We start from the raw sequence: 11,250 nt of genomic DNA on the forward strand, positions 1-11,250 counted from the left end.
GCAACGGTGCCAGGCCCCGCGACCCCGGCAAGATCCGAACGACAGCCCCTGGATCAGGAACGCCCTCGCTGTCCGCGCAGGTGTTCCGCGATGGGTTTGAGTGCCTTGTCCAGTTCGGTCAGGGTCTCGGGGGCCAGCAGGTCGATGAAGTGCCTGCGGACGGAGGCCACGTGGTGCGGTGCGACCTTCCGCATGGTCTCCATGCCGTGCCCGGTGAGGACGGCGTAGAGGCCGCGGCGGTCGGACTCGCAGTTCTCCCTGCGGACCAGGTCCGCGTTCTCCATGCGCGTGATCTGGTGGGAGAGGCGGCTCTTGGACTGCATCGTGGCGGTGGCCAGGTCGCTCATCCGCATGCGATCGCCCTCCGACTCGGAGAGGTTCACCAGGATCTCGTAGTCGTTCATTGTCAGGCCGAACGGCTGCAGGTCCTTCTCTAGCTGGTGCGTCAACAGCCTGTTGACCTCCAGGTGGGTGCGCCAAGCACACTGCTCCGTATCGGTCAGCCAGCGGGTGGCCGTCTCGGTCTCCATGAATGAAGTCTACCTAAAAGGTTGAAAGGCGAACTAGTGAGGGGTTTTCTGTGACGGTGACGGTGCGCACGCGTTCGATGTCACACTCCGCAGATTACCGCTCACAGCCCGAAGCGGCGCTGGAGGTCCCCCAGCTGTCCGGGAAGCCCCGGTACCCCGGAACGCCCTCCCCGGGCTCCCTGCGCCCCGCCGCCGGGCACCCCCGCCTGCTGTGGCGGAGCCCCCGTGGCCTGCTCCGCCATCAGTGCCTCGCTCGACTGCAGCAGCACCGTCCCCGCCCCCACGAACTCGAACTGGTGCTCCTCCCCGGAGGCCCCGCCGAGCCCCGTCATCGCACGTAGACCGCCCATCAGGCCGGTCATGTACCCGTGGTCGTAGTGATGGCACGGGGACGGGCAGTCGGCCCAGCCGACCAGGGCCTGCGGGTCGACCCGGATCGGCGGTTCCATGAACACCACCGGACCGTTCGACGCGGCCACGAACTTTCCGGTTCCGATCAGCGTCAGAAAACCCGGCACGATCGACTGCTTGAGCGCGAGACTTGGCTGAAAAGCGAGCAGGTTGCCGGAGCGAATGGTCAGGTTGCCGTCCTCAAGGTCATACGAATTCACGTCGAAGGCCCGGTCGGCGAGGAGCATCTTGCCCGAACCCTCGGCCACGACCCAGTCGCTCGCGTGCAGTGGCGAATGGAACGACGTACGCACCAGACGGTCCAGCCGGCCGTGCCCGACGCCGTTGAAATCGATCGTCCCGTAGTAGGCGATCATCTTCCCCTTCTGCAGGAACCACTGGCTCCCCTTCAGCTCCACACAGAAGGTGTACGGGTTCACGTTGTCGTCGGCCGGCAGGGTCGACGGGTCGTGGTGGACCGTGCTCAAAGCTTCTCCTCCGACGCCTGGACGAACACCGTGCCGCTGCCGCTGAGCTCCAGCTGGAACGCCTCGCCCGAGCCGCGCCCCACCATGTCCCGCCAGCCCATGGCCGTGGACAGCTTGTTGCGTACGTCGCCGTGGTGGGCGACGTACGCCTGGGGGTCGACGCGCACCGGCCGCTGCGGGGTGATCGGGACCTCGAAGACGCCCCCGTGGGCCATCACCGCCACCGAGCCGTGGCCCTTCAGCGTCGTGGTGAACAGCCCCTGCCCGCTGACCTGCCCGCGCACCATGCCCATGACGCCGCCCTGCGAGCCCAGGAACACCGTGCCCTGCTCCAGGGTGCCCTCGAAGGCGAGGAGGCGGTCCGCCTCGACGTACAGCGTGTCGCCGGCGAGGTTGATCACCTGGACGTGGTGGCCGCCGTGCCCGAAGAGCACGGTGCCGCTGCCCTCGACGGTCATCAGCGGGGTGTCCTCGTTCGCCACCCGACGGCCGATCATCGACATGACGCCGCCCTGGCCGCCCCGCAGATTGGGGGTGAAGGACACCTCGCCCTGGTACGCGAGCATCGCCCCGCGCTGACTGAACAGCCGCTGCCCGGGCGCCACGGTGGCCCGCACCACCTTGTGGTTCATCTCCTGGAAGGCCATCGTCAGACATCCCCCGCGATCGTGTTCCGCTCGCTCGGCTGCACGTACACCAGGCCGTCGCCCTCGAAGCGGATCTGGAAGGCCTCGCCGCCGCCCTCCCCGAGCAGGGTGCGGAAGGTCACACCCGACTGGAAGGACTGCCGCAGGTTCCCCTGGTGCGCCACGTACGCCCCCGGGTCGACGGTCAGCGGGTACTGCGCGCTGACCCGCAGCACCACCGCTGGGCCGTCCGACATGATCGCCACCTGCCCGTGCCCCTCGACGGTCGTGGTGAACAGCCCGTTGCCCTGCGAGGCGCCGCGCGTCCCCGTGAAGCTGGTGCCGGTGCGCAGTCCGGCGTCCGCCGCCAGGAAGTTGCTCGACTCGACGTACAGCTTGTCGCCCTGGAGACCCACGAGGTTGATCTCCGAGGCCCGGTCCGCGAACCAGCAGGTCCCCTGCCCCCTCACCTCCATCACTGTCATCTGCTCGCCGGTGATCCGCCGGGTCACCACCCCCCGGATGCCCTCACCGCCACCGCTCAGCTTCTTGAAGGCCATCTCCCCGTCGTACGCGACCATCGAGCCGTTCTTCGCCTTCACGGCGTCTCCGGTCATGTCGACGGCGAGTACCTTGCTGCCTTGAAGTCGGAACATCGCCACAAATGCGAAGGTAGCCCCGTCACAGGTGGACAGAACAGAGCCCACGGGTGGAGACCGACCCTGAGTCCACCCCTTAGGGCGCTGTTTGCCACAATGGGCGAACGATTGTGCTTCCGTTCACAAGGCGGAGCGCACGCCGCCCGCGCCGTCAGCGAATCTCTCCCTCCGAAGGTGACCCGTGGACCTCAAGACCGCCTCCGCCCTCCGCCGCCTCCGCCTGGTCTCGGGCCCCGAGGCGATCTCCTTCCTGCTGCTGCTCGTCTGCTCGGTACTGAAGCGGACCACCGACTTCAACGCGGTGCCGGTGATGGGCATGATCCACGGTGTCCTCTTCGTGCTGTACGTGGTCTTCTGGGCGGACGCCTGGAACCGCGCCAAGTGGCCGCTGAAGACCGCCGCCCTCTACTTCGTCCTCTCCGTCCTGCCGACCGGCGGCTTCTTCGCCGAGCGCATGCTCAAGCGTGAGGCCGAGAGCGCGGTCATCGCCTCCCGCGCCCGCCAGGAAGGGATCGTGGGCGCGTGATCGTCGCCTTTTCCGTGACGCCCCTCGGCGTCGGCGAGGACGTCGGGGAGTACGTGGCCGACGCCGTGCGGGTGGTCCGCGAGTCGGGGCTGCCGAACCGTACCGACGCGATGTTCAGCTCCGTCGAAGGCGAGTGGGACGAGGTCATGGACGTCGTCCGGCGGGCCGTCGCGGCCGTCGAGGCGCGGGCGCCGCGCGTGTCTCTCGTGCTCAAGGCGGACATCCGCCCCGGCGTGAGCGACGGCCTCACGTCGAAGGTGGACACGGTGGAGCGACACCTAGCCGGGTAGCCGTACGCCATGGGCGGTGGTATCGAAAGGCGAGACGGGGCTGACCGGCATATGACCGGCCGGTAAGGTCTGGTGCCGTGTCCAAGCCCCTCAGTCTCTCCTTCGACCCCATCGCCCGTGCCGACGAACTCTGGAAGCAGCGCTGGGGCGGCGTGCCCTCCATGTCCGCGATCACCTCGATCATGCGGGCGCACCAGATCCTGCTGGCCGAGGTCGACGCGGTGGTCAAGCCGTACGGGCTGACCTTCGCGCGCTACGAGGCGCTGGTGCTGCTCACCTTCTCCAAGTCGGGCGAACTGCCGATGTCCAAGATCGGCGAGCGCCTCATGGTGCACCCCACCTCCGTGACGAACACCATCGACCGGCTGGTGCGGTCCGGCCTGGTGAACAAGCGCCCCAACCCTAACGACGGCCGGGGCACCCTGGCCTCCATCACCGACCGGGGCCGCGAGGTTGTCGAGGCCGCGACGCGCGACCTCATGGCGATGGACTTCGGCCTGGGCGCGTACGACGCCGAGGAGTGCGGCGAGATCTTCGCGATGCTCCGCCCGCTGCGGGTCGCCGCGGGGGACTTCCAGGCGGAGTAGGTCCGCCCCGTAGGCGGATTAACCCCTGTCCTTGGCCAACCGGTCGACGAGCAGGAGCGCGAGGGGACCGGCGGGCAGGAGGAAGCGGCCTTCGGTGGCTGCGGTGACGGCGTCCTCAAGGGGCCACCAGGTGAGCTTGAAATCCTCCTCGGTGTCATTGAGTTCCTGAGGGCCGAGGGCGAGTTCCTCGGCCAGGTAAAGGGAGATCCGGGCGTCGCTTCCGAGGGTGATGGCATAGGTGCCGAGGTGACGCCACTTCGCGGCGGCGACACCCGCTTCTTCCCGAAGCTCGCGGCGGGCACATTGCTCGGGTTGCTCATCAGGGTCCCGTCTCCCTCCTGGGAGGAACATTTCTCCGTGCCGGGCATCGCGGGAACTGAGGACGGCGACGCGTCCGTCCTCGTCGAGGGCCACGATGACGGACGCGTCCTGTAGGTCCGGGGTGTTGGTCATTCGCTCAGTTCTGTCGTCAGGTGGTCGATGATGGTGTCGGCGAGTTCGCCGGGGGTCCGGTCGTCCGTGTCGATGATGACGGCTGAGGGGTCGTCTGCCGCTGCTTTGCCGAAGTTCGAGCGAAGACGTTCCAGACGTCCGGGGACCGTGATCATGTCGTGGTCGTCCCGGTTGTAGTCCCTCTTGTGGGCCATTCGGGTGCGGAGCGTTCGGTTTGAGCACCGCAGATAGAACGTGCGGTCGGGAGCGAGGAGGTAGGTGCGGAACGGGGCGAGGAGTTCCGCGACCTGCGCCATGTCGAGTTCGTGGACGGCGGAGTGGTAGGCGAGCACCGACGACACATAGCGGTCGGAGACGACGGCCCCGCGTGCCAGGTGGCTCCGGACGATATCGGAGGCGTGGAGGACGCCGGACAGATAGAACGCGAACTGTGGCAGGGCGCGCGTGTTCGCGTTCATGACCGGTGCCCACGGCATGTAGAAGTCGGGCACGGTGTGCAGGGCTCCGGCGTTCAGGCGCTCCGCGAGAAGGCGGGCCAGGGTGGATTTCCCGATGCCGGATACCCCTTCCAGGACGATGAACGGGCCGTTCCCACGGGCGGGGGCGCCGGGCGTGTAGGCGCCGTACAGGGGGCTCACAAGGTGCCCTCGGTGAAAGCGGACAGGTGGCGGGCGATCGCCGAAGCGGTGTTGACCTTTTGGGCGAGGAGGAGCCGGAGGTCCAGGCGCAGGTCATCGCGCAGCAGACACGGTTGCACTCCGCCGGCGTGGTCCATGCGCAGGGACCAGAATCCCTCGACGCATCGCGGCTTGAGGGGGCAGGTACCGCACTGCCCGACGTGGTGGCGCCCCAGATTCCGTTGGATGATGTCGATCTCTACGCCGTCGACACGGAAGATGCGGCGGCCCTGGCCGACCCCCGCGACCTCGGTGCTCTCGTCCGTGGTGAGGGTGCGGAGGTGTTGGATGAGTCCGTCAGCGGTGACGGCGGAGTCACGGTGGGCCTCGTTGAAGTCGGTGTCCACCAGCTCGATGAACTGCACCGGTAGCCGTCGTTCCAGGGCGTAGTCGAGGATGGGCAGGATCTCGTGGGCGTTCTCGCGCTGGAGCAGCGTGTTCAGCTCTACGCGCTGGAACAGGTCCCGGGCCGCGTCGATGCCGTCGAGGATCTGGTTGATGCCGAACCGCACGCCGGCGATCTCGTACAGACTGTCGTCCGAAAAGTAGTGCAGGGAGACCTTTACCTTGTCCAGACGGGTGGCCGACAGCCACTCCGCATGGCGGCGGACGAGACTGCCGTTCGTGATCAGCGTGTAGGAACCGTCGGCGCCCGGGTCGGGAAGTTCCGTGAGGACCGGCCTGGCCAGCGGGGAGAGGAGGGGTTCACCACCGGTGAAGTACACGCGCTTCAGTCCGGCGACGCTCACGTCACGGAGCACCCTGAGGTAGTCGGCGGCCGTCAGCTCTCCGGGGCGCGGGCGGTCCTCGCGGTGCAGCCGGGTGTGCGGCGGTACGTCTCCTTCGTTGTGGCAGAACCAGCATGCCTCGTTGCACAGCGGGGTCAGGGAGACCCGGAACTGCCCGCGCAGGGCGGCGAAGTTTTGCAGCGCCGTCCAGTCGGTGGTGGGCGGAGACGAAGGCGACAGGATCGGGATGGTCATGTGTTGTCCTCCGATGGTCGTGTCGAGTGATGCCGTGCCGTCCTGCCCGACGGGAGGGACGGGGTATGACGTCCGCCCCGCCTGGGTCACCGGAGGGTGCGGCAGAAGGTGCCCTGTCAGGTGATTCGTCCGCTGGTCACGACCAGAGGGCCAGGATGCCGACGGTCGGGCCGGGACGACTCGGTGACTCCGGGCGCGTGTGGGCTCCCCCGCTCACGGTTGGGCGCTCAGCAGGGCCCAGACGGTCTTGCCGCCCTGGCGGCGGGTCACGCCCCAGTCAGCGGCGAGGGCCGCCACAAGGACCAGGCCGCGGCCACCGGTTTCGTCCTCGCCCGGCTCGCGCTTCGCCGGACGGGTCGTGGAACTGTCGGAGACCTCGATCCGGACCGCGTCCGAGGCCGGGCGCTCCAGCGTCAGACGGCAGTGACCGGGTTCCTGCATGTTGCGGCGTCCCGAATGCCGGATGGCGTTGGTGAACAGTTCGCAAGCGATCAGCTCGGCGTCCGCCGTCAGGTCTTCGGACAGCCCCCAACACTTCATCGTGGTCCGCGCTGCAAGGCGTGCCAGGGCCGCGCTTTGGGGCAGGCGGACAAGGCACACGTCATAGCCCGGATAACCGGTTCCGTGGGCGTGCAGTTGGGGGATGGCGGGTACTGATCGTCTTGCCGTCATCCTGGTCATCGCGGGCCTAACGCTCGGGCGGCTGGGGGACGTGTCGGCCGTCCCTCGGAGGGCAAGGGGCGTTCGCCGAGTCCAGAACGGCCCGTGGTGCGGGGCTCGTTGCTGTCCTGATGCCAGTCAACGATTACTCAGTGCTGTGGGACCATCACGGATGCGGCACCCGCATGCAGATATGAGCTGCGCGGGTACGGGCAGGCGCACGGTGCCGTGGGGACTCGTAACGTGGGGGTGTGCCGTGAAGTGGCAGGCGACAGCGGTCCGGGAGGCGTCCCGGAGCGGGGACTACGGCAAGGTCATTGAGCTCGTCCGGCAGGACCGGCGCATGACCCAAGCACAACTGGGCGGGGCGATCGGTCTTTCACAGTCGGCCGTCTCCCGGCTGGAGAAGCGCGGCGCGCGTACATACAGCACGGACGTCCTGGCAGCGGCGTCCGCACACCTGGGCATTCCACCGGCGTTGGTGGGGCTCGCGGGCAGCCGCCCACAGGGGCACGTGAACGGTGATGATGACGTGGACCGACGACAATTCCTCGGCGGCGTCGCGGCGACAGCGGCGACGCCGGCACTGGCTGCATCGCCCGCCAAGGCCGGTCCGGGGAGCGGCCAGGCCGCCGCGCTGCGGCTGTCGACATCGGCGTACCGGAGGCTCGACGGCTCCACACCGTCCCGCGATCTCTCCGAGGCCGTGAAGTCACACATGCGGCTGATCCAGAGCATCACCGGCACAGCGATGGGTGACGGGGACCGGAACCGGCTCGCGGCGGTCGGCAGCGAGGCCGCGAGCCTCGCCGGGTGGCTGGCATGGGACATGGGCGACCATGGGTCCGCGCGCGCCTGGTACGGCTCGGCGGTCAAAGCGGCTCGATCGTCCGGGGACCCGCTCCTGGCGGCCTACCAGACAGGCAGCCTGGCCCAGTTCGAGGCGCACGCGGGGAACGGCCCCGAGGCCCTGAACCTGGCCAGGCGAGCCCGGCGAGTGCTCGGTGACCGTCGTCCGCAGGTCGCGGAGGCGTGGCTACTGGCCGTGGAAGCCCTCGCGCATGCCGCCGACGGCGACCACCGCTCAGCCGACGGGGCGCTTACCGCGAGCCGCGCGGCAGCCGAGGCGCTGCCCGAGGACCCGCCGCCCTGGCCCTGGGTGTTTGCGTTCGGCCCTGAGAAGGTGACCGCATGCCGTGTGACCTGCGGGGCGCAGCTCGGTCTGGCCGACTGGGTGCTGTCGGACGATGTGGAAGCCCTGGCCACCGGCCACGCGAAGCAGCGCGCCCTCCTGGTGCTTGACATCGCCGCCGGACACCTGGCCGGCGGACGTGTCGAGTCGGCGTTCGCCCTCGCCCGGCGGGCACTCGACACCGGGCTGACGTACAAGTCCGGACGCATCGTGGAACGGGCCCGAGTAGTGCGCCGCACTCTCACGACCAGCGCGCCGCCCAAGGTGGTGCGCGACTTCGACGAGCGCCTGCACGGCGTCTATCTCTAGGAGGACAGGCATGCGGGTGGGAATCACTGGTCATCGCGGACTCGACGCGGATGTGGAGCGGCGCGTGCGGGAAATACTCGACGAGGCGGTGAGCGCCTACGACACCGCTGATCTGGTCGGCGTCTCGTGCATCGCGGACGGCCCCGACGCCTGGTTCGCCGAAGCCGTGGTGAGGCATGGTGGCCGCCTAGAGGTGGTCATTCCGGCGGCCGGGTACCGAGACGCTCTCCCGGAGGGGCACCACGCCACCTATGACGCCCTGCTGGGGCAGGCATCCGACGTCCACGAGACCGGCATGGAGGAGCCGACGTCCGAGGCGCACATGGCGGGCTCGGAGGTCCTCGTAGGCCTGTCCGACACTCTCCTCGCGGTGTGGGACGGCAAGCCCGCCCGGGGCTTCGGCGGTACCGCGGACGTGGTCTCGTACGCGGGGCGCAGCGGCACCCCGGTGCGGGTCCTGTGGCCGGAGGGCGCCACCCGCTGATCATCACCGCCATTCGATGGCCGCCCTTCCCAAGGGGCAAGCCGTCAGGCCGCCGACGGCCTCGAAAGCAGCTTCGAGGCGCGAGTGACCCCGGGCAAGATCTTCCGGAACGGACGGTTACGCTCGTAGCCATGAAAAAGAGCGTGCTGACCCGCTACCGGGTCATGGCGTACGTCACCGGTGTGCTGTTGATCGCGCTGTGCCTTGGCATGATCGCCAAGTACGCCCTGAAGATGGACGGCGCCGCAGACTTCACCCAGGTCGTCAGCATCGCCCACGGCTGGCTGTACGTCGTCTATCTCATCTTCGCCTTCGACCTGGGGTCCAAGGCGAAGTGGCCGGTGAAGAAGCAGCTCTGGGTGCTGCTCGCCGGGACCGTTCCGACGGCCGCCTTCTTCGTGGAGCGACGGATCAGCCGGGAACTGGACGCGAAGGTCGCCGGGGCCGAACCGGTGGCCGCCAAGGCCTGATCCCACCCGGTCCCACCGCCGTGCGGACACCCGTGCGGCGGTACCCCATCGACATTTACTTGGACGTCCTAGTAAATTGGGGGTATGGACGCTCACGCCATAGAGGAAGGCCGCCTTCGCTGGCAGGCCCGGTACGACGCGGCGCGCAAGCGCGACGCGGACTTCACCACGCTCTCCGGCGACCCGGTGGAGCCCGTGTACGGGCCCCGGCCCGGGGACGAGTACGAGGGGTTCGAGCGGATCGGCTGGCCGGGGGAGTATCCCTTCACCCGCGGCCTGTACGCGACCGGCTACCGAGGGCGTACGTGGACCATCCGGCAGTTCGCCGGGTTCGGCAACGCCGAGCAGACCAACGAGCGCTACAAGATGATCCTCCGCAACGGCGGAGGCGGGCTCTCCGTCGCCTTCGACATGCCGACGCTGATGGGCCGCGACTCCGACGACCCGCGCTCGTTGGGCGAGGTGGGGCACTGCGGGGTGGCCATCGACTCGGCCGCCGACATGGAGGTGCTGTTCAAGGACATCCCGCTCGGCGACGTGACGACCTCCATGACGATCAGCGGGCCCGCCGTGCCCGCGTTCTGCATGTACCTGGTCGCCGCCGAACGGCAGGGCGTGGACGCGTCCGTCCTCAACGGCACGCTCCAGACCGACATCTTCAAGGAGTACATCGCCCAGAAGGAGTGGCTCTTCCAGCCCGAGCCGCACCTGCGCCTCATCGGCGACCTGATGGAGCACTGCGCGGCCGGCATCCCCGCCTACAAGCCGCTCTCCGTCTCCGGATACCACATCCGCGAGGCCGGGGCGACGGCCGCGCAGGAGCTGGCGTACACCCTGGCGGACGGGTTCGGGTACGTGGAGCTGGGGCTGTCGCGCGGACTGGACGTCGACGTCTTCGCCCCCGGCCTCTCCTTCTTCTTCGACGCGCACCTCGACTTCTTCGAGGAGATCGCGAAGTTCCGCGCGGCCCGGCGCATCTGGGCCCGCTGGATGCGGGACGTGTACGGCGCGAAGACCGACAAGGCGCAGTGGCTGCGCTTCCACACGCAGACCGCCGGTGTCTCGCTGACCGCCCAGCAGCCGTACAACAACGTGGTGCGTACGGCCGTGGAGGCGCTGGCGGCGGTGCTCGGCGGCACCAACTCCCTGCACACCAACGCGCTCGACGAGACCCTCGCGCTGCCCAGTGAGCAGGCCGCGGAGATCGCGCTGCGCACCCAGCAGGTGCTGATGGAGGAGACCGGGGTCGCCAACGTCGCCGATCCGCTGGGCGGTTCCTGGTTCATCGAGCAGCTGACGGACCGGATCGAGGCCGACGCCGAGAAGATCTTCGAGCAGATCAAGGAGCGGGGGCTGAGGGCCCACCCGGACGGGCAGCACCCGATCGGGCCGATCACCTCCGGCATCCTGCGGGGCATCGAGGACGGGTGGTTCACCGGCGAGATCGCGGAGTCCGCGTTCCGTTACCAGCAGTCTCTGGAGAAGGACGACAAGAAGGTCGTCGGCGTCAACGTGCACACCGGGTCTGTCACGGGTGACCTGGAGATTCTGCGGGTCAGCCACGAGGTGGAGCGGGAGCAGGTGCGGGTGCTCGGTGAGCGTAAGGCGGCTCGGGACGACGCGGCTGTGCGGAGTGCCCTTGACGCCATGCTGGGCGCGGCGCGGTCCGGGGCCAACATGATCGGGCCGATGTTGGACGCGGTGCGGGCGGAGGCGACGCTGGGGGAGATCTGTGGCGTGCTGCGGGATGAGTGGGGGGTGTACACGGAACCGGCGGGGTTCTAGGCGCACGGTGCCGGTGCGGGCGTCTTGGGGGGGGGGGGGGGGGGGGGGCGCCCCCGCCCCCCCCCCCCGCCCCGCCCCCCCCCCCCCCCGGCGGGCGGGGGGGGGGGGGCGGGCGGGGCGCGGGTGTCGGGGGGGGGGCGC

15 protein-coding genes are annotated in these 11,250 nt (G+C 69.0%); 7 read left to right on the forward strand and 8 right to left on the reverse strand.

What is annotated here, in order from left to right; genetic code table 11:
• Positions 1 to 53 precede the first annotated feature (53 nt).
• The 4 genes from ACFWR9_RS17395 to ACFWR9_RS17410 all read right to left on the reverse strand — a co-directional run bounded on the left by ACFWR9_RS17395 (position 54) and on the right by ACFWR9_RS17410 (position 2,690).
• Positions 54 to 530 (reverse strand): MarR family winged helix-turn-helix transcriptional regulator, encoded by a 477-nt coding sequence (locus tag ACFWR9_RS17395; RefSeq protein WP_383842388.1) that lies wholly within the window; start codon positions 528 to 530, stop codon positions 54 to 56.
• Positions 531 to 631: 101 nt separating this feature from the next.
• Complete coding sequence (locus ACFWR9_RS17400) at positions 632 to 1,408, reverse strand: AIM24 family protein (RefSeq protein ID WP_383842391.1); 777 nt, start codon at positions 1,406 to 1,408, stop codon at positions 632 to 634.
• Positions 1,405 to 2,055, reverse strand: a complete 651-nt coding sequence (locus tag ACFWR9_RS17405; RefSeq protein ID WP_383842394.1) for an AIM24 family protein — start codon at positions 2,053 to 2,055, stop codon at positions 1,405 to 1,407. The genes ACFWR9_RS17400 and ACFWR9_RS17405 overlap by 4 nt, the downstream gene beginning before the upstream one ends.
• 2 nt (positions 2,056 to 2,057) lie before the next feature.
• The gene (locus ACFWR9_RS17410) at positions 2,058 to 2,690 is read right to left on the reverse strand and encodes an AIM24 family protein (protein WP_383842397.1); all 633 of its coding nucleotides are present in this window, start codon (positions 2,688 to 2,690) and stop codon (positions 2,058 to 2,060) included.
• 184 nt (positions 2,691 to 2,874) lie between these two features.
• Here ACFWR9_RS17410 and ACFWR9_RS17415 point away from each other — a divergent pair, with 184 nt between their 5' ends.
• The 3 genes from ACFWR9_RS17415 to ACFWR9_RS17425 all read left to right on the forward strand — a co-directional run bounded on the left by ACFWR9_RS17415 (position 2,875) and on the right by ACFWR9_RS17425 (position 4,096).
• Positions 2,875 to 3,219 carry a DUF3817 domain-containing protein gene (locus tag ACFWR9_RS17415; protein WP_383842400.1) on the forward strand — a complete coding sequence of 115 codons (345 nt, stop codon included), beginning with the start codon at positions 2,875 to 2,877 and terminating at the stop codon, positions 3,217 to 3,219.
• Positions 3,216 to 3,509, forward strand: coding sequence for an MTH1187 family thiamine-binding protein (locus ACFWR9_RS17420; RefSeq protein ID WP_383842403.1), 294 nt, complete (start codon positions 3,216 to 3,218; stop codon positions 3,507 to 3,509). Before ACFWR9_RS17415 ends, ACFWR9_RS17420 begins: the two co-directional genes overlap by 4 nt.
• A 77-nt stretch (positions 3,510 to 3,586) precedes the next feature.
• Positions 3,587 to 4,096 carry a MarR family winged helix-turn-helix transcriptional regulator gene (locus tag ACFWR9_RS17425; protein WP_383842406.1) on the forward strand — a complete coding sequence of 170 codons (510 nt, stop codon included), beginning with the start codon at positions 3,587 to 3,589 and terminating at the stop codon, positions 4,094 to 4,096.
• Between the two features lie 18 nt (positions 4,097 to 4,114).
• Here ACFWR9_RS17425 and ACFWR9_RS17430 read toward each other — a convergent pair whose 3' ends face one another.
• From ACFWR9_RS17430 to ACFWR9_RS17445, 4 genes are all read right to left on the reverse strand, one after another.
• On the reverse strand, positions 4,115 to 4,549 hold the full coding sequence (locus tag ACFWR9_RS17430) for an NUDIX hydrolase (RefSeq protein WP_383842409.1): 435 nt from the start codon (positions 4,547 to 4,549) through the stop codon (positions 4,115 to 4,117).
• Entirely contained in the window at positions 4,546 to 5,187 is a 642-nt protein-coding gene (locus ACFWR9_RS17435; RefSeq protein WP_383842412.1) for a dTMP kinase, read from the reverse strand. The genes ACFWR9_RS17430 and ACFWR9_RS17435 overlap by 4 nt, the downstream gene beginning before the upstream one ends.
• On the reverse strand, positions 5,184 to 6,209 hold the full coding sequence (locus tag ACFWR9_RS17440; RefSeq protein ID WP_383842416.1) for a radical SAM protein: 1,026 nt from the start codon (positions 6,207 to 6,209) through the stop codon (positions 5,184 to 5,186). Before ACFWR9_RS17440 ends, ACFWR9_RS17435 begins: the two co-directional genes overlap by 4 nt.
• 213 nt (positions 6,210 to 6,422) lie before the next feature.
• Positions 6,423 to 6,890, reverse strand: coding sequence for an ATP-binding protein (locus tag ACFWR9_RS17445; protein WP_383842419.1), 468 nt, complete (start codon positions 6,888 to 6,890; stop codon positions 6,423 to 6,425).
• Between the two features lie 172 nt (positions 6,891 to 7,062).
• Between ACFWR9_RS17445 and ACFWR9_RS17450 the strand changes: the two genes are divergently transcribed.
• From ACFWR9_RS17450 to ACFWR9_RS17465, 4 genes are all read left to right on the forward strand, one after another.
• Positions 7,063 to 8,370, forward strand: a complete 1,308-nt coding sequence (locus tag ACFWR9_RS17450) for a helix-turn-helix domain-containing protein (protein WP_383842422.1) — start codon at positions 7,063 to 7,065, stop codon at positions 8,368 to 8,370.
• A 10-nt stretch (positions 8,371 to 8,380) separates the two neighbouring features.
• Positions 8,381 to 8,854: a hypothetical protein gene (locus tag ACFWR9_RS17455; protein ID WP_383842426.1), complete on the forward strand. Its 474-nt coding sequence runs from the start codon at positions 8,381 to 8,383 to the stop codon at positions 8,852 to 8,854.
• Between the two features lie 131 nt (positions 8,855 to 8,985).
• Complete coding sequence (locus tag ACFWR9_RS17460; RefSeq protein ID WP_163015798.1) at positions 8,986 to 9,324, forward strand: DUF3817 domain-containing protein; 339 nt, start codon at positions 8,986 to 8,988, stop codon at positions 9,322 to 9,324.
• An 84-nt stretch (positions 9,325 to 9,408) separates the two neighbouring features.
• Complete coding sequence (locus ACFWR9_RS17465; protein WP_383842429.1) at positions 9,409 to 11,109, forward strand: methylmalonyl-CoA mutase; 1,701 nt, start codon at positions 9,409 to 9,411, stop codon at positions 11,107 to 11,109.
• The last annotated feature ends 141 nt before the right edge of the window (positions 11,110 to 11,250 follow it).

The organism is Streptomyces sp. NPDC058534 (assembly GCF_042717365.1).
In the GTDB taxonomy this organism is placed as follows: Bacteria; Actinomycetota; Actinomycetes; order Streptomycetales; family Streptomycetaceae; genus Streptomyces.

Excerpts from the sequence above, each read along its gene's own strand:
- ACFWR9_RS17395 (WP_383842388.1), bottom strand. The coding sequence starts at position 530 with ATGGAGACCGAGACGGCCACCCGCTGGCTGACCGATACGGAGCAGTGT.
- ACFWR9_RS17405 (WP_383842394.1), bottom strand. The coding sequence starts at position 2,055 with ATGGCCTTCCAGGAGATGAACCACAAGGTGGTGCGGGCCACCGTGGCG.
- ACFWR9_RS17410 (WP_383842397.1), bottom strand. The coding sequence starts at position 2,690 with ATGTTCCGACTTCAAGGCAGCAAGGTACTCGCCGTCGACATGACCGGA.
- ACFWR9_RS17430 (WP_383842409.1), bottom strand. The coding sequence starts at position 4,549 with ATGACCAACACCCCGGACCTACAGGACGCGTCCGTCATCGTGGCCCTC.
- ACFWR9_RS17440 (WP_383842416.1), bottom strand. The coding sequence starts at position 6,209 with ATGACCATCCCGATCCTGTCGCCTTCGTCTCCGCCCACCACCGACTGG.
- ACFWR9_RS17445 (WP_383842419.1), bottom strand. The coding sequence starts at position 6,890 with ATGACCAGGATGACGGCAAGACGATCAGTACCCGCCATCCCCCAACTG.
- ACFWR9_RS17450 (WP_383842422.1), top strand. The coding sequence starts at position 7,063 with ATGAGCTGCGCGGGTACGGGCAGGCGCACGGTGCCGTGGGGACTCGTA.
- ACFWR9_RS17455 (WP_383842426.1), top strand. The coding sequence starts at position 8,381 with ATGCGGGTGGGAATCACTGGTCATCGCGGACTCGACGCGGATGTGGAG.
- ACFWR9_RS17460 (WP_163015798.1), top strand. The coding sequence starts at position 8,986 with ATGAAAAAGAGCGTGCTGACCCGCTACCGGGTCATGGCGTACGTCACC.
- ACFWR9_RS17465 (WP_383842429.1), top strand. The coding sequence starts at position 9,409 with ATGGACGCTCACGCCATAGAGGAAGGCCGCCTTCGCTGGCAGGCCCGG.